Origin of the sequence: Vibrio sp. 1-1(7), from assembly GCF_013048485.1 — a bacterium.
In the GTDB taxonomy this organism is placed as follows: Bacteria; Pseudomonadota; Gammaproteobacteria; order Enterobacterales; family Vibrionaceae; genus Vibrio; species Vibrio fujianensis.
The window spans coordinates 186,084-206,962 of sequence record NZ_VHSP01000002.1; the positions used below are offsets into that span (position 1 = coordinate 186,084).

12 protein-coding genes are annotated in these 20,879 nt (G+C 43.3%); 4 read left to right on the forward strand and 8 right to left on the reverse strand.

Translation table 11 applies throughout. From position 1 onward, the window contains the following. Positions 1-58 precede the first annotated feature (58 nt). On the reverse strand, positions 59-1,447 hold the full coding sequence (locus FKN05_RS08965; RefSeq protein ID WP_161427265.1) for an SLC13 family permease: 1,389 nt from the start codon (positions 1,445-1,447) through the stop codon (positions 59-61). A gap of 295 nt (positions 1,448-1,742) precedes the next feature. Here FKN05_RS08965 and FKN05_RS08970 point away from each other — a divergent pair, with 295 nt between their 5' ends. Next, a complete protein-coding gene (locus tag FKN05_RS08970; RefSeq protein ID WP_170887346.1) occupies positions 1,743-2,699 on the forward strand; it encodes an AEC family transporter in 957 nt (318 codons plus the stop codon). A gap of 61 nt (positions 2,700-2,760) precedes the next feature. Here FKN05_RS08970 and glgB read toward each other — a convergent pair whose 3' ends face one another. The 3 genes from glgB to FKN05_RS08985 form a co-directional block, all read right to left on the reverse strand. Beyond that, the gene (gene glgB / locus FKN05_RS08975; RefSeq protein ID WP_170887347.1) at positions 2,761-4,944 is read right to left on the reverse strand and encodes a 1,4-alpha-glucan branching protein GlgB; all 2,184 of its coding nucleotides are present in this window, start codon (positions 4,942-4,944) and stop codon (positions 2,761-2,763) included. A 244-nt stretch (positions 4,945-5,188) separates the two neighbouring features. Further along, positions 5,189-7,369 (reverse strand): 4-alpha-glucanotransferase, encoded by a 2,181-nt coding sequence (gene malQ, locus FKN05_RS08980; protein WP_161427168.1) that lies wholly within the window; start codon positions 7,367-7,369, stop codon positions 5,189-5,191. 99 nt (positions 7,370-7,468) lie between these two features. After that, positions 7,469-9,922 (reverse strand): glycogen/starch/alpha-glucan phosphorylase, encoded by a 2,454-nt coding sequence (locus tag FKN05_RS08985; RefSeq protein ID WP_099610954.1) that lies wholly within the window; start codon positions 9,920-9,922, stop codon positions 7,469-7,471. Between the two features lie 517 nt (positions 9,923-10,439). Between FKN05_RS08985 and malT the strand changes: the two genes are divergently transcribed. Continuing rightward, a complete protein-coding gene (gene malT / locus FKN05_RS08990; RefSeq protein WP_170887348.1) occupies positions 10,440-13,148 on the forward strand; it encodes an HTH-type transcriptional regulator MalT in 2,709 nt (902 codons plus the stop codon). A 71-nt stretch (positions 13,149-13,219) separates the two neighbouring features. Here malT and FKN05_RS08995 read toward each other — a convergent pair whose 3' ends face one another. Then, positions 13,220-13,576, reverse strand: coding sequence for a YibL family ribosome-associated protein (locus tag FKN05_RS08995; RefSeq protein ID WP_099610956.1), 357 nt, complete (start codon positions 13,574-13,576; stop codon positions 13,220-13,222). A gap of 503 nt (positions 13,577-14,079) precedes the next feature. Here FKN05_RS08995 and FKN05_RS09000 point away from each other — a divergent pair. Continuing rightward, a complete protein-coding gene (locus FKN05_RS09000; RefSeq protein ID WP_099610957.1) occupies positions 14,080-15,741 on the forward strand; it encodes a methyl-accepting chemotaxis protein in 1,662 nt (553 codons plus the stop codon). Positions 15,742-16,004: 263 nt separating this feature from the next. Here the strand turns inward: FKN05_RS09000 and FKN05_RS09005 are convergent, their stop codons facing one another. The 3 genes from FKN05_RS09005 to FKN05_RS09015 all read right to left on the reverse strand — a co-directional run bounded on the left by FKN05_RS09005 (position 16,005) and on the right by FKN05_RS09015 (position 18,661). Further along, a complete protein-coding gene (locus FKN05_RS09005; RefSeq protein WP_099610958.1) occupies positions 16,005-16,436 on the reverse strand; it encodes a DUF1090 domain-containing protein in 432 nt (143 codons plus the stop codon). Between the two features lie 18 nt (positions 16,437-16,454). Then, the gene (locus FKN05_RS09010) at positions 16,455-16,766 is read right to left on the reverse strand and encodes a YkgJ family cysteine cluster protein (RefSeq protein WP_099610959.1); all 312 of its coding nucleotides are present in this window, start codon (positions 16,764-16,766) and stop codon (positions 16,455-16,457) included. A 350-nt stretch (positions 16,767-17,116) separates the two neighbouring features. Then, on the reverse strand, positions 17,117-18,661 hold the full coding sequence (locus FKN05_RS09015; protein ID WP_099610960.1) for a cryptochrome/photolyase family protein: 1,545 nt from the start codon (positions 18,659-18,661) through the stop codon (positions 17,117-17,119). 228 nt (positions 18,662-18,889) lie between these two features. Between FKN05_RS09015 and FKN05_RS09020 the strand changes: the two genes are divergently transcribed. Then, complete coding sequence (locus FKN05_RS09020; RefSeq protein ID WP_099610961.1) at positions 18,890-20,833, forward strand: methyl-accepting chemotaxis protein; 1,944 nt, start codon at positions 18,890-18,892, stop codon at positions 20,831-20,833. Positions 20,834-20,879: the final 46 nt, after the last annotated feature.

The window sequence follows — 20,879 nt, forward strand, 5'->3', positions numbered from 1 at the left end:
AAGCGCTAACTTGCATCAGGCCGTGTGTTGATGGGGGATCACATTCACTTCTTGAAACTTAGTTCCAGAATAACATTGCAACTACCGATAAAATCGCAATACAGGCAATATTGAGTACCATTCCAACCCGCATCATTTCATTTTGCTTAATATGGCCCGTCGCAAATACGATCGCATTCGGTGGTGTCGCAACAGGAAGCATAAAGGCACAAGAAGCCGCAACGGCAATCAATACCGAAAGAATGATCGGCGAAACACCCAGTACTTCGGCAATGCCAGCAAATACAGGAATAAGCAAAGCGGCACTCGCGGTATTACTCGCAAATTCGGTCAAAAACACCACAAAAGCGGCAATTGCAATAATAATAAAGAGGATATTTAGCTCTGAAATCAGCGCACTCAGCTCATGGGCAAGGAAAAGACTGGTGCCTGTTTGGCGGAGAATATTACTTAAGCAGATACCACCACCAAAGAGCAGCAAGACTCCCCAATCTGCTGTTTTTTCAATATCTTTCCAATGAACCACTCGAGCGATGCTAACTAAAACGATCGCACCAAGCGCAATGATGGTATCAAAGCTTTTAAAGCCACCAAGCATCGCATTAATCGGTTTACTGAAAATCCACAAAGCGACGGTGAGGGCAAATATGGCTAAAGTGACCACTTTACCTTTATCCCAATCCACCACATCGTGGTTAAGCTCAAATTGGCCACTGAGATTCGGTTTCAAGAGCAAGTAAAGCAAGAGCATGGCGATGGGTAGCATGATGATCGTGATCGGCACACCAAACTTCATCCATTCAGAGAAAGAAAGGCCGACTTGAGCCGCAGCAATTGCATTCGGAGGGCTACCCACCATAGTCGCAATCCCACCGATACTGGCACTATAGGCAATACCAAGTAGAACAAAAACATAGGTATTATGGCCTTTGTCTTGATCAACTTTACTCAAAATACCAAGCACTAGAGGCAGCATCATCGCAGCCGTGGCGGTATTGCTGATCCACATCGACAACGCTGCCGTCACACCAAATAACATAAAAACAGCCACACTAAAACGGCCGCGAGCCATTAAAAGCACCTTATCGGCAATGACTTTATCTAATCCTTGTCGGTGCATGGCTGCAGCGAGTGCAAAACCGCCTAAAAATAGGAAAATAACCGAGTTGGCAAAGTTATTTAAAGCAACTTGCGTATCAAAAATGCCAAAAACAACGGCCATGATCGGGACTAAAATCGCCGTCACCGTGACATGTAAGGCTTCTGTTAACCACAACACCGCAATAAACGCTAGAATACTCAAGCCGAGTACTACATTTGCGTCAAAAGGCAATGTATTAAATAGAACGAAAAACAACACTATGTCTGCAAGGACAATTAAGCTATTTCTATTCAACAACCACTCTCGGGTGTTATTAGGCAAAGGGACACTATCATTTCGATTCATTATAATTCTTCCTCATCGGGCCAGTTGGCAATCGCTATGATTTCATAGATTCAAACAAGAGGATAATTATCATTGCAAAAATGTTAACCTTATCAAAACTATGGATAAACATTTAACATTATGAAATAAAACATCTTGAACAATGCCAAGTTGTTAACATAGTAAAAACACTTTACCGTGGGTTAAACAATCGACCATACCAATAGCGTACCGAAGAAAGATTTTCTGAATACCCATTCCCGCAGAGAGCCTTCTATGAAAGAATAAAAATAATACTCATGACGATGATCTGACTATGCACGGAATTCTTGAACAGCTGCAGTTTTCTCTCTCCATCACAGGCCCAATCTGCTTAATGCTGATGTTAGGTGTGTTTCTTAAACGAATTCAGCTCATTAATGACAATTTTATTGATGTTGCTTCTCGTATCGTGTTCCAAGTCACTCTACCCGCGATGCTTTTTTTAAGTATTGTCGGTGAACGACACGACTTTTCGTCCAGCATGTCGTTAATCATCTTCGGCTTAATCGCTAATATGTTGTTTTTTCTATTTATCTGTTGGATGAGTCAGCGAAACGTTCACCAGCCACAAGATCAAGGGGTCGTGATCCAAGGTGGGTTTCGAGCCAATACGGCGATTATTGGCCTTGCTTATGTCGCCAATATCTACGGTAATTCTGGGGTGGCATTGGCAGCTATTTATGTGGCATCCACCACGGTACTGTATAATATCCAAGCGGTGATTGCTTTGACGGCAAAAGGAGAGGCTCATGGCACCAAAGCCTCGACCATCATACTTAAAACATTGACTAAAAATCCACTCATCATCTCTATTGTATTAGGCATGATCTGCTACTCGATCGCACTGCCTATTCCAACCATGATTGCAGATGCCGGACACTATTTTGCTAATATGACTCTGCCACTGGCACTACTTTGTACTGGCGGCTCTCTGAATATACAATCGCTCAGAGAAGATACTCATTCGGCTTGGTTTGCCACAGTGTATAAATTAGTCTGGTCACCAATATTGATTACCGGGGCTGCGCTACTGTATGGATTTAGAGGATTGGATTTGGGTATTGTTTTTCTCATGAGTGGTGCACCAACCGCCGCTGCCAGCTATGTCATGGCAAGAGCGATGGGAGGGAATGCAACCTTAGCAGCCAATATCATTGCCTTAACGACGGTACTTTCTCTCTTTACCTGTACATTTGGCATTTTCTTATTGGCCAATTGGCAATTAATTTAAAACGTAACTCAGCGTAAGAAAAGGCCCGAATGGGCCTTTTTCGTCGCATGATAACGACACATCACAAGCGCTTGTAAAAGACCGTTGCTAACGGTGGAATACGCAATAGTAATGATTGATCGAGATCTTGACTCACTACCGCTTCAGTCGTCACAGACTCCAACACGGCAAAATCGCTTCCGCCATAAACAGCGCTGTCGGTATTGAGTAGCAGTTGATATTTCGCCGCCTGTGGAACACCTAACCGGAATGCTTCATGAGGGACTGGAGTAAAGTTGGTGATCACAAGGATACGCTCCCCTTTTGCATTCAAGCGATCATGAGCAATAATGCTTGCCTGCGCTTCATCCTGCAAACGCCACTCAAACCCTTGTGGTTGACAATCTAGTTCATGCAGTGCACTTTCAACGCGGTACATATGGTTCAAATCTCGCACTAAATTTTGTACCCCTTTATGGCGATCAAATTCAAGCAAGAACCATTGCAATTGATCATCATGATTCCATTCGGATGTTTGAGCAAATTCAGCGCCCATGAAATTGAGTTTTTTACCCGGTTGACCATACATATAACCTAAATAAGCACGCATATTGGCAGTTTGTTGCCACTCATCTCCAGGCATTTTATAAATCAATGATTGCTTACCATACACAACTTCATCGTGCGAAAGTGATAATATGTAGTTCTCACTAAAGGCATAAATCAGTGGAAAAGTTAATGTATTATGGTGATATTTACGATGAATCGGATCTTCTTTGATATAGGATAAACTGTCATGCATCCAGCCCATATTCCATTTAAATCCAAACCCTAACCCTCCGCTAAAAGTCGGAGCGGAAACACCGGGAAACGCGGTTGACTCTTCGGCAATCGTCATCGCATTAGGGAAATGCTTATATACTTCCTCGTTCATCCACTTCAACGTTGCAATGGCATCGTAATTTTCACGTCCACCATCAACATTAGGAATCCACTGATCATGGCTACGGGAATAGTCGAGATAAAGCATGGATGCAACCGCATCAACCCGAATACCGTCAATATGGAACATTTCAAACCAATACAAAGCATTAGAAACTAAAAAGCGTCTGACATGCTCACGACCTAGATCGTAGATGTATGAACTCCAATCTTGATGCCACCCACGACGCGGATCAGGATCATGGAAAAGTGGCGTACCATCAAAGTTTGCCAAACCATGTGAATCAGATGGGAAATGAGCTGGAACCCAATCCAATACCACACCAATTTCAGCTTGATGGCATTGATCTACAAAATATTTAAAATCGTCGGGAGACCCATAGCGACTGGTCGGCGCAAAAAGTCCGACAGGCTGGTAGCCCCAGGAACCATAGAAAGGATGTTCTGAAACCGGCATTAACTCAACATGGGTATATCCCATATTTTGTAAATAAGGTACCAATTCATCCGCTAATTCACGATATGTTAAAAAACGGCCATCGGCGGCTCGTTTCCAAGATCCGGGGTGTAATTCATAGAATGATAAGGCTTGCTTACGTTTTTCTGTCACTGCCCGTTGTTGCCAATTTGAATCTTGCCAATCATAACGGTGATGGTTATAAGTGATCGAGGCAAAAGAAGGGTGTTGCTCAGCATAGAAACCCCATGGGTCTGCTTTATGTGGCAAGCTCTCGCCATGTGGCCCTTTGAGTTCAAACTTATATTGTGTGCCTTCTGGTAAATCGGGCACAAAAATCCCCCAGATACCATAGTCAAGCCGCTGCATTGGATGACGACGACCATCCCAATGATTGAACGCGCCAATCAAACTACAAGCCGATGCATGAGGCGCATAAACTAAAAAACGAACCCCACTGATCGATTGTCCGTCACGTTCTAACGTAACAAATTGTGATCCCATTTGGTGATACATCTGTTTTGGGGTATGGAGATCGTCATACTCCGCATATAAAGCGTGGTATTGGTAAGGATCATCGATGATTTGCTCAACCCCAGCCCAATCAACCGCTAGTCGATAGTGTGTCCATTGTAAATCAAGCTCAGACTTTAAAATAAAGCCGCCAGGCTCTTCTGGCGATAATTCAATACGTGGCTGACCGTCAACTAACAGCTCGACTTTATCAGCACCAGGCATCCAAACCCTTAACGCACCTTGCTCTGTTGGCAGGTAAGGACCTAGAAATGAAAAGGGATCAGCAAAAGCAGCATAAGATAACTGATGATAGATTTGCTGTTTTTTGGATGGTTTCTTTATGGGTTTCAATATACCTTCTCCTAGCCGACTCTCTCAAAATGGAAAAAATGCCCGCACAAAGCGGGCTTGTTAGCGTAAAAATAACCAGAGCACGCTTAGAAAAATCATCTATAAAGAAACGTAATACCCATTTGGTTATTTAATTAAAGACATCTTAACGAACTCTAATCCAACATGGAGTGACCTAGCCTTAATTTATGAAACTCATGACAAAGAAAACACTAGGCCATCTCTTAGTTTAATGACGAGTAGGTTAATGGCGAGCTTTAGCCCGGATATCGGTCAATTTCGCGGCAATACGGTTCACGTCCTCACGGGCAAATAACTCGTCTAAATTGATAGAGAGTTTACGACGCCAGTTAGGATATTCATTCACCGTACCAGGTATGTTCACAGGCTTATCCATTTCTAACCAGTCTTCAAGTTGTACGCTAAGTAAAGCTGAAGAGCCCGCGGCAACATGAAGTTGTAAGGCCTCACTCAAGTAGGAATCCATCGGAACCAACTGCGCATCACGCCCAACACCTTCTGGTAAATAACCATGCCATGCAACCGAATCAAGGATTCCCTGCTTGCATTTCAAGCGATCAGCAAACAATCCTTCAAGTTGTTCTTCATCAGGATAAAGGCCAATTTCTCGCCCCATTTTCAGATCATCACAATGCCAGAAACCACGCAAGGTCGGCATATCATGAGTACATAGTGCAGCCATAGATTGTTCAGCGTAGTGTTTAGGAGAAATAAACCCGCCGTCCTCTTTTGACGTTTCAAAGAAAAAGACTTTATAAGAATGAACACCCGCATCGCGTAACAGTTGTACGATTTCATCCGGAACGGTGCCCAAATCTTCCCCAATAACACTGCAATGATGGCGATGTGACTCTAACGCAAGAATTGCGAGCATATCCTTAACGGGGTAGTAAACGTATGCGCCTTGAGTGGCATTTTCACCTTTCGGAATCCACCACAAACGTAACAAACCGAGCACATGGTCAATACGCAGTGCACCACAATGCTTCATATTTGCGCGTAATAATTTAATGTATGCATCGTAGGCCGTTGTTTGTAACGCCTGTGGATTTAATGGTGGTAGCCCCCAATTCTGGCCAAGGGGCCCAAGCACATCTGGCGGAGCACCAATACACGCATCTTGTACTAAGTTACCATGATCCGCCCACGTTTCCGCACCCGCATCAGACACACCAACAGCCAGATCACGATACAGCCCGACTGTCATGCCCTTTTCATCAGCCAGAGCTTGCACTTCATGAATTTGTGTATCGGCAACCCATTGCAAATACATATATAACTGCACCTGCTCTTGATGTTCCTCAATGTATTTTTGCACTGCCACATTATCAAAGTGACGGTATTTTTCAGGGAAAACCGGCCACCCCCATACGGAATCATCTTGGGTATGCAAATCAATATGCAACGCATCAAATGCAGCTTGATGCCGTAAACTATCGCCGCCTTGTTCTACAAAGTTTAAAAATTCTTGTGCTCGATCAGTATTTTTGTCTAAATGACGTGTTTTAAACTCAGCAAAAAGAAGCGGTAAAATACTCATTTTAAGATTAGCGACTTCACAGTAATTAACCCAATGCGTCTCACGCACTTTCTGCAATCGCTGCTGAAATTCTTGGCTTCCCACTTGCTGCTGTGCCTGCGCACTTAGCGCAAATTCAGGTACTGAACTCACATCAATGTATAAAATATTCAACCAACGACGTGAAGATGGACTATATGGGCTCGCGCCTTCGGGATTAGCAGGAAATAATGCATGAATCGGGTTTAAACCAACAAAATCACCGCCGCGAGAGGCAATCTCTGCCACTAATTGTTTGAGATCACCAAAATCACCCATTCCCCAGTTATGCTGAGTACGTAGTGTATATAGTTGAATACTTGGCCCCCAAAGCTTCTTACCTTTCTCTAACTCAGGTTGTTTATAGCAAGCTTTCGGTGTGATGATCAGTGTCATACGATAAGGAGATTTACGGCGTTTGCGCGTAATCAATAAGGTGTGATACCCCCATGGTAAATCATTCGGGAGCGTAAATACTAAAGGGCCGCCTTCAGAGCGTTCATCTCGAACAATTTGAGACTGCAAATACCCTTCAAGAACGTCACCTTGTTCTGTTTCAAGACGCCAATTAAATTCACTTTCACGAGCACTCACACCCAAGTAAAGAGGAACTTCAATTGCGTCACCGTCAGGAATCACCAGTACAGAATCCAACACCTCTTTTTTGTGCTTTTTCTCCGCGGACTTCAAGAGAGCGTCATCACTGCTCGTATCATATCCCATAGACGCCAAAAGACGACGTATTGTGTCGTCTGAAACGTTTGCTACGTCGCCCCATGCGCTTATATAGCTGTCGGCAATATTTGCCATCTCAGCGACTTGTTTTAATGCATAATGTTCTTTCATCGCTCTCTCCGAAGGGACAACTCCCCTTCAAATCATGTAGGGTATAAGAAAAAGGAATGAACCAGCCAAGGTCACGCCTTGGCTGGAAATTTGGGATGATTAACGTTTGACCGCTTTCAATTTCCAAATGTTATTCACGTAATCACGAATACTACGGTCAGAGCTAAATTTACCCACTAAAGCGGTATTAAGAATCGCTTTATTCGCCCAGCCAGCTTGATCGCGGTACTGCTTATCAATAGCTTCATGAGCCTGCACATAAGAAGCAAAGTCTGCTAATACAAGATAAGGGTCACCACCATCAAGTAAGCTTTCATAAGTGGCACGTAACTTACCGGGTTCACCTGGAGTAAATTCCTCACCGAGTAGAAGATCCAAAGAGGCCTTGAGCAGAGGATCAGCCTTATAGTAATCATAAGGGTTATAACCTTGGGCTTTTAATGCTTCGACACCATCTACGTCTAGACCAAAGATGTAGATATTGTCATCCCCCACTTCTTCACGAATTTCAACGTTGGCACCATCCATGGTTCCAATCGTTAATGCGCCGTTGAGTGCCATTTTCATGTTGCCTGTGCCTGACGCTTCTTTACCAGCAGTGGAGATTTGCTCAGAAACATCCGCTGCAGGAATAATGATTTCCGCCATGCTCACTCGATAATCGGGAATAAAGACCACTTTGAGTTTGTTATTTACGCGAGGATCGTTATTCACTTTTTCTGCGATCTTGTTTAGGGCATAGATAATTTCTTTCGCTAGGTGATAACCCGGTGCTGCTTTTGCCGCAAAAAAGACCACTCGTGGGTGCATGTCAAAATGAGGGTCATTCAGTAAACGGTGGTAGAGAGACAAGATGTGCAGCATATTTAGGTGCTGGCGTTTGTACTCATGCAAACGTTTAATTTGCACGTCAAAGATCGCATTGGTATCGAGTTCAATACCCATGTTCTCTTTCACCCAGTGCGCCAAACGTGTTTTATTCTCTTTTTTCACCGCCATAAACTGTTTTTGGAACGCTTTGTCGTCTGCATATTTAGCGATTTCAGCTAATTGCTCAAGATGGGCAGGCCATTGATCGCCTATTTTTTCAGTGATTAAGCTCGATAATCCAGGGTTACAGAATTTCAACCAACGGCGTGGGGTGATACCGTTAGTGACGTTCTGAATACGCCCCGGATAAAGCTCAACAAATTCTGGGAATAAGTCACGCTTTACTAATTCAGAGTGTAGTGCCGCAACCCCATTGACCGCATAAGAGCCCACAACACACAGATTCGCCATACGAACAACGCGATGGAACCCTTCTTCAATAATCGACAATTTTTGCTGCTTAGCGACATCCCCAGGCCATTTAGCGCGAACCTGTTGTAAGAAACGGTGGTTGATTTCGTAAATAATTTCCATGTGGCGAGGTAGTAAACGCTGAATCAAGGATTCACTCCACGTTTCTAACGCTTCGGGTAATAAGGTGTGGTTAGTATAAGCAAACGTTTTTGAACTGATTTCCCATGCAGCTTCCCAGCTCAAATCTCGCTCATCAATTAAAATGCGCATCAGCTCTGGAATCGCGATCGTTGGGTGGGTATCGTTTAATTGAATGGTTTCATGCTTAGGTAAATCTTGCAGTGTCAATCCAGCCGCCTCATGACGACGCAAAATATCACGTACCGATGCTGCACTATGGAAGTACTGTTGCATTAAACGCAGTGTTTTACCTTTTTCATGGTTATCGTTCGGGTAAAGAACTTTCGTGATGTTACCTGCGTCAATTAGTGCATGCTGAGCTTCAAAATAGTTACCATTGTTAAAACTTTCTAACGAGAACGGCGCGATCGCACGGCATTCCCAAAGACGTAATGGATAAACCGTTTCACTTTGATAGCCAACAATCGGTAAATCCCAAGGCATCGCTTGAACCAACATACCTGGAACCCAACGACGCTTTTCTTTGCCATGGTCGTTATACACCTCAACATGACCATAGAAACCAATTTCTTGCTTCAGTTCTGGACGAGCAACTTCCCAAGGATAACCTTCAACACCGCGCCACGCATCTGGTGCTTCTTGCTGGTGACCATCTTCAAAAGATTGCTTAAATAAGCCGTATTCATAATGCAAACCATATCCAACGGTTGGGTACTCTTGCGCAGCACATGAATCCATAAAACAGGCTGCCAGACGGCCTAAACCACCATTACCTAATGATGGATCGCGTTCTTCTTCTAGAATATCTGTTAAACTTTGGCCCAACTCGGCCATCGCATCTGAAATTTGTTCATACAACCCCATACTAATCAGGTTATTACCTGTTAAGCGGCCAATCAAAAATTCCAGTGATAAATAGTTAAGGCTTTTAGCTTTAACGATGCGTTGATCTTGTTCTGTTTCAAGTAGATCAAAGGTGGTTAGCTCAGCTAACGCTCGACCCATTGCTAAGTACCAAGCACGTGCCGAAGCCTGCTCTATCGTGGTCGCATAAGTCGCGGTTAGGTGTCGTTTTACGTTAGCTTGGAATAATGCTTTATCAAAAGCTTTCTGTTGCGTAGGTTTCATCGAGAAATCTCACTTATAGGTTCTAATCCATCTAGGTCATATCCTGCCGCGGCTAACTCAACAAAACATCCTCCTGATCAATTAGCAAATCGGGAGGAGGAGCTAGGGCGTAGAGGGAAGCATCGCTAAATTGCAGTGATCTAGCTCTCATTGATGGGGATTAAATCGCTTTTATAAGTGACGTCGATCACGCCAACATTCTAAATTGCGCCAATTATTTTTGCTGGTGGCCTGCTGTAGACTTGATAACTATTTACTCAAAACGTTATTTTAGTCACAAATAATTTTTATATTTTACTTAATTTTCATCATTGTTCGTATGGAACACGTTTAAAACCTTCAATATCACTCAAGCAGAAAGTGATTCAAATCACAATTACGGGGCGTAGTTAATGGGAAACTGTGAATCATGCAGAAAAGCCGCGCTCGATCAATAACCTGCTATCCAAACTTCTAGTAACATCTTTGTCACTATGGATAAGCAAACCTTCAATACACGCAATGACGGGACAATACAATGTGGATACCCTCTAAATTAACACGCCCGGGACGGCTACATAATGCGATTGTTCGTCCACGAGTCTTAGAGCTTTTACAGTACGCGCCTTGCTATAAATTAGTTCTTTTTCGTTCACCGGCCGGTTATGGAAAAACTACCATGGCCGCCCAGTGGCTAGCAGACAAACCCAATATCGGCTGGTATAGCATCGATGAAAGTGATAATGATTCATTTCGCTTTATCAATTATTTACTCCAAGCGCTTAATAAAGCGACTCAGCACAGCTGCCCTAATGCCCAGAAACTCGCGGAACGGCGTCAATTTTCGTCATTGCACTCTTTGTTTAGTGAAGTTTTTGCTGAAATGTCCGAATTTCATCAGGAATGTTTTGTGGTGCTTGACGATTATCATCTCATCAATGATGACGATATTCATGAAGCGATGCGATTTTTCCTGAAGCATATGCCCGATAATTTAACATTAGTGGTGACGAGCCGTACCACGCCACCACTAGGTACAGCAAACCTGCGGGTTCGGGATTTAATGATCGAGATCGGTAATGAACTGTTAGCTTTTGATTCAGAGGAAACCACGCGTTTCTTCAATCAACGAGTGGCCGATGGTATTGATGATAAAACGGCCATCAACCTACGTAACTATGTTGAAGGTTGGCCTTCTGCGCTACAACTTATTGCTCTACAAGCTCAACATCAAAAACGTACCTTAGCGCAAACCGCTGAATCGGTTTCCCATTTTAACCATGCCCACCTCTGGGACTACTTGGTTGAGGAGGTTTTTGATTTACTCGATGAGGATACTCGCTATTTTTTGATGCAATGCTCAGTGTTGGATCATTTCAATGATAGTTTAGTTGCAACGCTAACCAAACGAGATGATGCACTAAGCATGATTGAGTCTCTCAACCGTTATGGGTTATTTATCTACCCGCTTGAAGGTGAACATAACTGGTATCGATTCCATAATCTATTTGCAGAATTTCTTGCTCATCAGCGTTTAGCCCGTATCCCTCAACAAGAGCAAGAACTGCATCGCTCTGCCGCCCAAGCATGGCTTGAAGCCTCCACGCCTCACCAAGCATTACGCCATGCCAACCTAGCACAAGACACCGAGCTACTAGCTAACATCTTAACCCAGTATGGCTGGAAAATGTTTAACCAAGGCGAGCTTAAGGTACTTGAATCTGCGATTAACTTACTCTCACCTAATCAGCTTTACCAAGAACCCAAATTGTGTCTATTGCAAGCATGGCTAGCACAAAGTCAGCATCGTTATGACGTTGTCGGTGACATGTTGGCGAAAGCAAAAAAAGAGATGCAAGCACTCAATGTTGAACTCAGTAGTAAACAACAAGGTGAGTTTAATGCCTTACTGGCTCAAGTCGCGATCAATAAAAATGAACCAGAAAAAGCCCTACAACTGGCCGAACTGGCCTTGAGCCAGCTTGATAATAGCGTTTATTTAAGTCGTATCGTGGCAACCTCTGTGGTCGGTGAAGTGAATCATGTTCTAGGGCAATTAAGCCGAGCACTGTCGATGATGCAACAAACTGAGAAATTGGCCCGTCAATATCAAGTTTATCATCAAGCTCTATGGGCTCTTTTACAGCAGAGTGAAATTTTAATAGCTCAAGGGTATGTGCAAGCGGCTTTTGAAGTGCAAGAAAATGCGTTTAAGCTAGTTGAAGAGCAACACCTACACCAAGTACCACTTCATGAGTTTCTGCTACGTATCCGAGCGCAAATACTCTGGTGCTGGAATCGGTTAGATGAAGCAGAAGAGTGTGCTTATAAGGGGCTAAGTGTTCTTGGCCCTCATTCGCCTAGCCAACATTTGCACTGCTACTCAATGTTAGCCCGTATTGCCATTGGCCGTGGAGAACTGGATAAAGCCGGAAGGTTTATCGAACAAGTGCAGCATTTAATGAAACAGTCTCATTATCATGTTGATTGGACAGCTAATGCATCGTTGTCATTATTACTGTATTGGCAAGCTCGGGGAGATACCGACGCGATACAAAATTGGTTAAGTGTCACAACTCGTCCCGAAAATGCGTATAACCATTTTTTGCAACTGCAATGGCGTAATATTGCGCGCGCTCAAATTAGCTTAGAACAGTATGCTGAAGCCAAACAAACACTGCTCTTTATTCATGAGCAAGCGCAAGAATACCATTTATTGACCGATCTCAACCGAAACTTAATTGTAGAAGCGTCTTTAGCGGTCGCCTGTAACGAAGAAGATTTGGCCCGAGAAAAACTCAAAGAGGCACTCCATCTGACCAACCAAACTGGTATGATTGGTAATTTTCTGGTTGATGGTCACCGAATCGGTCATTTGCTCGAAAAACTAACACATCGAGTAGAACTAGGTGATCTAGAACGTCATCGAGCACAACAATTGGTTAAAGAAATTTCCACCACTCAACGTAGTCGCTCGATTCATTTCGATGAAGAATTTGTTGAAAAGTTAATCAACCATCCCAACATCCCAGAACTGGTTCGCACCAGCCCGCTGACCCAACGAGAATGGCAGGTTCTGGGGCTGATCTATTCTGGTTTTAGTAATGAACAAATAGCTCAGGAACTCGATGTTGCTGGCACGACAATTAAAACGCATATTCGAAATTTGTATCAAAAATTGAATATTGCTAACCGTAAAGAAGCCGTCAGTACCGCAGAGAACTTATTACAACTGATGGGATACTAAAACGCTTCTTTAAAGCACTAAAAAAGAGCCAAACCTTGCTTGGCTCTTTTTTTATCGCTCAGAAAAACAACTTAAAATGGTTTGGGTGCAAAACCAGTCATCGCTTGCAAGCGTAAAGCTTGGCCAATTTTAGTGGTGGGATGGACAATAATTAAACCTTTGACTGATTTTTTCAGCTTCCCTTGATCCGCCTGCTCTGCTTTGGTTAGTTCACGATAAAAAGGCATATCGGATAGCATCTTTCGCTCTTTGTTAAGCTCATATTCGGCTTTATTTTTTAAGCTATTAACCTGTTTAGTCAATTGATCTACTTCATCGGTAAATTTACTGATCATGGCACTATCGCCGCGAGCCTTAGCAGCATCCAACTTGTGACGGCAAGAATCAAGGCGATTGTTTAGTTGTTGAATGTCATTTTTTAAGCTCATGGTATAAGGCTCTTACTGGAGAAATGGCTGCGGAGTATAACACAAGCAACTATCGCTATAGAAACACAAAACGGACTATTGAAACACAAAAATCCAGCTGAACAACAAGTAAACCAAATAAGCTGCAAACCCGCCGAAAAATAAATAAAAAATGTGAACCGACTAGCCGTTATTCTCCAAGCATAAACCGCTAACTACAGTATTATTATAATACTATACTCAAACAACTTGGCGTTGCAGATAAGCGGCAAGTGAGAGCCCCCCATGAGCATAGACAGGCTATGTGATTGGGGTGAACGAACGTAGCCAACACCCCTGCAGCTTCAAGTAGGAAGGGGATAAACAAGTAATTTGGCCCAGCAAGGACGTGGCAACCGAGTGTCTCATGATGCGGTTATTGCGCTAGGCAAAAATGGCTGACGCCACAACAGCTTCAAGTAAAAGCACATAATAAAAAACAACTATCAGTTGATTATTTTCGGCATACCTAGGATGGAAGACTTATGAATCTCACTATACGCCACAGACTCTATATTTTATCGATCATACCTTTACTACTCATCACATTGAGTATGATTTATTCTACTTTTTCAGAAACTCAAAGTTTAAGCCACGAACAAATGACCGCCACTCGCTCAGCGATGATGGAGATGAAAAAGGCCGAACTAAAATCCTATTTAGAGATTGCCGAATCAGCAATTGAGCCATTACGAAAGCAACAAGCATCTTTAGACCAAGTACTGGCCATTCTACGTGAAATCCGATTTGGTGCTGATGGCTATATTTTCGGTTATGACAGCAAAGGAACCCGTGTATTGCTAGGACAAAGCAATGCTGGCATTGGCGATAACTTGATCAACATGACCGATAGTCGAGGTAACTACCTTATCCAAGATTTGATAACGAATGCTAAGAAAAAGGCGTTCTCTGTTTATTATTTCCCTAAGCCAGGAGAATCACAACCCTTACCTAAATTGAGTTATTCGGTTTACCTCCCTCAATGGGATCTAACTATTGGTACCGGCTTTTATACCGACGATGTCGATGCTGAAATTGCCGCCATGGAAAAAAGAGCAGACGAGCAATTAACCGGTAGCTTATGGAAATTAGCTTCTATTGCTGGGGTGATTGTGATTGTGGTCGGCATCATGGTCATCGTTCTTAACCGGAGCATTATGCGTCCTCTGGATATTTTGGATAATTCGATACGTTCGTTTGCCAATGGTGATGCAGACCTTACCGCTCGAATGGAAAGCTTTAGTATTCCTGAATTTGCACGCTTAAGCCGTAACTTTAATACTTTTGTTGCCAGCTTGCAGGAGATCATTCAGCGTGTTAATCAGGTGGGCTTGCAAGTCGTAGATGAAACCGATGCCATGACGCAACGCGCCGCACAAGTGGATGACTTAGCATCAAATCAACGGGAAGAAACAGAACAGGTTGCCACGGCAATGACAGAAATGACCACAACAGCGCACGAAATATCGAACAACGCCAGTCAAGCCGCTCAATCCGCTAAAGATGCTGAAGACAACGCATTAGACGCACATAACATTGTCGAATCAGCGGCACAGTCAGTACAAGCGTTAGCGATAGAAGTCGCTGATGCTAGTAGTGTGATTTCTAAACTGGAAGGGGATGTACAAAATATTTCTCGCTCACTTGAAGTCATCCAAGACATTGCTGAACAGACCAACTTATTAGCACTCAACGCCGCTATTGAGGCCGCTCGAGCAGGAGACCAAGGTAGAGGCTTTGCTGTGGTGGCAGATGAAGTGCGTAAACTTGCCAGCCGAACACAAGACAGTACTGAAGAAATTCATACTATGATTCAACAACTCAAATCTGCATCAGATAACGCAGTGAAGGCGATGGATTCAAGTCAAAACCGTAGTGCATCTACCGTACAAGAAGCCAGCGACGCAGCCAAGGCACTAGAAAAAATTCAACAGTCGATTGGTACCATCATGGATATGAACTCGCTGATTGCAACAGCAACAGAACAACAGAGTTTAGTTGGGCAAGAGATTTCACAACGAATTGTGGTGATTTCAGATCAAAGTCGTCAATCAGCCGAGCTGGCTAATGAAAACCGGACAAGCAGCAAAAACTTAAATGGACGTGCAAATGAGCTTTATCAGTTAGTGGGTCGCTTTCAAGTTTAACGAGTTTACAGTGTAAATACGTTGCTTTTTATTATACAGAAGCGTCGAGAATAGCAAGCCTTTGAGCGCTGAAACACATAGCTCAAAGGCTTGGTTAAATTATCATCAAGTCAGTGACAAATTAATCAAAAATAAATTTGCAAAGCAACAGGCTGACCTGTAGTGAGCAAGGAAAGCTAGCATCACACGCCATCATCATGACATTGCAAGAAACCAACAGCATCAACAACGCAGCCACGCCACTTCCAGTAGAAAACATGACATTATTTTGTCGAAAGATCGGCTAATTCTTGCTGCAACCGCTCTAGCTCTGCTTGCTGGCGTTCTATTTTCTGCTGATATTTTTCAACTTTTTGTAGTTTGCCTTCACGCTCAGCGTCCTGCTTATCATTTTGATAATCGATAATATCTTGTTTTTTCTCTTTGATATCATCCAATAATGCTTCCATTAAGTACTCAGAAGTACAATGTTGCTGTACAGCCAATAAGGCTTTTGCTAAGCCTTGCTCCTGTTTCTTATTACCATGTAACTTGGCATCGTCGAGCTGCCGTTCTATTTCACAAATTTTCCTCTCACAACCGATCAGATCGACACAAGCAGAGGAGGCAAAAACAGCAGTGGAACCACACACGAACAAAGTAACAAGGCTTAACCGTAACGAGCATGGGCGGCTTAAAATAGAGACTTTAATCATTTTTCTCCTACCATAGACTTAAGGATTAAACAACTCACGTTCTTGTAAACATTCATGCGCCCCCATTTCAAAGGCACGACAAACCCAAGGTCGCAATTCATAAATACTACACATAAAGGTTTCACGATCAAGCGCCGAGCACCACCCGTCATCCAAACGACGCATGGTTTCTCCGCCCCATTGATCAATCGCAATATATTGCTCAGGAACCCCGGTATCACTAATAATCATCACTTCTAATCGACAGCAACAAGCCTGACAGGTTGCACAGGTAATTGGCGAAGATGGATCAGGATTGAATTGGGTATGGACAGGAATTGATTTCGGCATAAAGGTCAATCATAAAGGCGATAAGCGCATGATACGCCAACTCTGCTAAGATAGCGAAATTCCTATTTTTGAATGGTCGATAATGATTAGCATGAATATTTGCTTCAGGTAAGGCCGTTAATAACTCTTTTACGATGGCTATCCCCTTCCTACTTGAATCTGTAGGGGGGTTGACGACGTTCGTTCACCCCAATCACATGGCCTGTTCTATGCTCATGGGGATGATGAGAGCCATCCGAGGCTAGCCTACGGCTGTTCAAATTTATCACTCACTTACCGCCTATCTGCAACGCCAAGTGGTTTGGCGTATAAACCAATTCCACCAATTGCGGCAACCAGCAAAATATCCATTATAACGCCTCCAGGTCACTCAAATAATATTCTGCAGTCTGCAAAATATCAGCGCGTTGCTGATCGGCCATCTTATCCCATGAGCGATACAGCATTCCGATACGGGGATTCACCGCTAAGCGATCACGTTGCCGGTGCATAAATCGCCAATAAAGGCTATTAAATGGGCACGACCCCTTACCGCTGCGCGCCTTATTATCGTAGAAACAGCTCTTACAATAATCGCTCATTTTATTAATGTAGGAGCCGCTAGCCGCATACGGTTTAGTTCCGACGATCCCACCATCGGCAAATAAAGCCATTCCCCGAGTATTGGGCATTTCTACCCACTCAATGGCATCGACATACACACCTAAATACCACGCGTCAACTTCGTCGGGATTAATTCCTGTTAATAAACAGAAGTTTCCCGTCACCATTAAGCGCTGAATATGGTGCGCATAAGCAAAATCGAGTGATTGACCAATCGCTCGCTGCATACAATGCATTTTAGTTTTTGCTGTCCAAAAATATTCAGGTAAGCGACGCGTAGCCTGTAATGCATTGAGCTGCGCATAATGCGGCATGTTGGCCCAATAGATGCCACGTATATATTCACGCCAACCTAGAATTTGGCGAACAAAGCCTTCAACTTGAGCAAGATCTATTTGGCTATCACGCTGAAACGCTGCAACTGCGGCATCAATCACTTCTTTGGGGTGTAAAAGCTTACTGTTAAGAGCAAAGGACAAGCGACTATGATAGAGACTCCATTGCGCAGGATGCAGGTGGGTCATTGCATCTTGAAATAGGCCAAAGCGAGGTAAACACACTTGGCAGAAGTGAGCAAGCAGTGTCAAACTCTGGGCGCGATTGATTGGCCACAGTAAATCCCCCTTTAGGTGCCCTATCGTTTGTATTCCATGTCGATTTAGCCGTTCAATAACGTCAGATGGGTTATTTTTGAACAGCAAAGGGGCGGGTAACTGGGCGATATCTTGTGCTTTTAATTTATTACGATTATTGGCATCAAAATTCCATTGACCTGCAAGCGGTTTACCGCCTTCGACTAAAACCGAAAAACGTTGCCGCATCCGCCGATAAAAGTGTTCCATCGTTTTATGCTTCCCTTTGGGGAAATATTGCTCGATCTCGTCAAACGGCAGCAAAAAGTGCTCGCTATCGACACAATCAATGGCCGTATTAGCAAGACGTAGATTTGCCAATTGAGCGAGTAAACGATACTCATCCGGACGCTGATATTGAAAAGAGGTGGCCCCCGTTAGTTGTACGTAGTGGGCAATCAATTGCGGTAGATCAGCAAAAGCCTGCGTTTCATCAAGGGTCAGATAAAGGACTTGATGACCTTCTTCCTGCCTTGCTTGAGCAAATTCTTGCATCGCTAAAAAAAACGCCACCGTCTTTTGAATGTGATGAGCCACATAGCCCGTTTCCTGATGAAGTTCAGCAATAATGTACAACACATGATCATCCACTTTCTTAAACCAAGCGTGTTGAGCATTGAGCTGATCGCCTAATAGTAATCGAGCCGTTTTGAAATTCATGCGGTAAAAAGATCCTTACTTTAAACATAGAGCGACTCTGTTCAAGCTGCTCGTGAATCAGTTATTGATTCTCATTCATTCCCACCACCAAGAACCCTCATAACAAAACAATTAAAATCAATAAGTTAATGAATTGGTTATTTTTATTTTCGCTCATTTATTGTTCATTTTTGCAAATAAACACTATTCTCTATTAGTTGGCTAATAATAATAAATGAGGCTTATGCTATGTATTGGAAAACGCTATCAATTCGTCGCAGAATTAACTGGGTTCTCTCTATCATCTTGGTCACATGTACGCTGATTGCGATGGGGCAACAGGCAATTCGTACATCAAATGATCAATTGAGTGAGCTTAAGTCGCATACTCTGCCAAGTCAATTACGCGGACTCGCTTTTGAAATCAGTAATCAGTTACAGCCCGCGATCACAGGATCAAATTTTCTTGCTCACCATTCTGGCCTATTAGATTGGAGCGCCCAGCAACAATCTATCTATCGCCCGGCTGTTGCTCACCAGGCTTTAGAAAATGCAATGGCTCGACTCGGCGCAGACAATGCATTTGCCGTATTAGATAGTGAGGAAGGTAAATATATTTTTACTTATGATGGTCAGCATCGAGCCACTCGTCTTAACGATTATCCCTTTAAAGATTTCTATCCCAACTTTCTCGGTAAAAACAAGCCCGTTGAATTAAACATGAACCAAGATCAAGTAGGTGGCCAATACGTTATTTTTATTAATTACCGTAGTACACAAATCAATCCTCTAACCAATCAACCTTATGTGGTCGCGGGATTAGGTTTCAATGTCAGTAGTCTAGTCAATATGATCGAAGGTTTTAGGATTGGCTCTAATGGCCGCGCCATGCTGGCATCTAGTGATGGAAAAATTCAAGTTGCTCCTGATGACTCTGTGTTAGCAAACCACGCAACGAGTCAAGTGCAGCAAGCCATCATCGCAGGGAAAACCACACCGGTTATAACAGAAACCATCGTTAATCAACAAACTTATCTGATTGGTTCTTACTGGTTAGCCGATTTGGATCGCTTTGTGGTGGTTGAAATTCCTGAATCTCAAATCACCTCACCGATCGTCGATCAATTTATTCAATCGCTGCTATTTACGTTGATCTTTATCGCTGTCGCCTTAGTGATTATGCATGTTGTGGTTACAACGTTAACTCAACCGATTCAACAACTAAGTAATGAGATAGATCATATCGCTCATCATCTCGATTTGAGTCACAAAGTGAATATTTTTGATGGCGCAGAAGTAGCGAATTTATCACAGAAAATTAATCTCTTTATTGAGCGATTCCGAGATTCATTAAGTTCAGTCAACCAGACTGTCGCTGAATCGCAAGTGGCGTTTTTACAATTAAAGCATAACGCCAAAGAGACCAATCAAGCAACTGAACAACAACGCAGCGCTTTAGAGATAATTTCTCAAGCCAGTCAACATATTACAGAACGGACCGAAGAAGCAACACGGCTTGCTAACCATGCTGGAGAGCTTTCAACACAAGGCAATAGCTCATTACAAAATGCCCTCTCTGCGATGCAGAGTAGCCTCAACCACATTGAACAACTGGGTTCCAATATGGCAACCAGTCAGCAAAGCCTGCAACAACTTAATAGCCATATTGAAAATATTCTCCGCGTACTAGAAGTGATTAGTTCTATCTCCGAACAAACGAATTTATTAGCATTAAATGCGGCCATTGAAGCCGCAAGAGCCGGAGAGCATGGTCGAGGATTTGCCGTCGTTGCCGATGAAGTACGTTCACTTTCTCAGCGCACCAGTGAGTCAACCACGGAAATTCAAGACATCATCAATAAGCTGCGATCAGCGTCGAATTCAGTGACGACACAAATTGAAGTTGTGCATGAAAATAGCCAACACAGTTTGACCACTCATCACCAAGCCGTCAATGATGTTCAGTCCCTCAATACCACACTACAAGCACTCTTTTCGATGAATCAACACATCGTTCAAGGTGCAGAAGAGCAAAGTGCAGCGGTACTGGAAATTAATCAAAGCATCGAGAATTTAAATGAACAAAGTAGCCGCACGGAACAACTCACCCAACAAGGTGAGCATTCGGTGAACGGGGTAGCAAAACAGATGACTCATTTAGCGACAAAGATCAGTCAGTTTAAGGGGATATAACGGGTTTAGTGTTATCCCCAAACCACTTGGCGCTGCAGATAGGCGG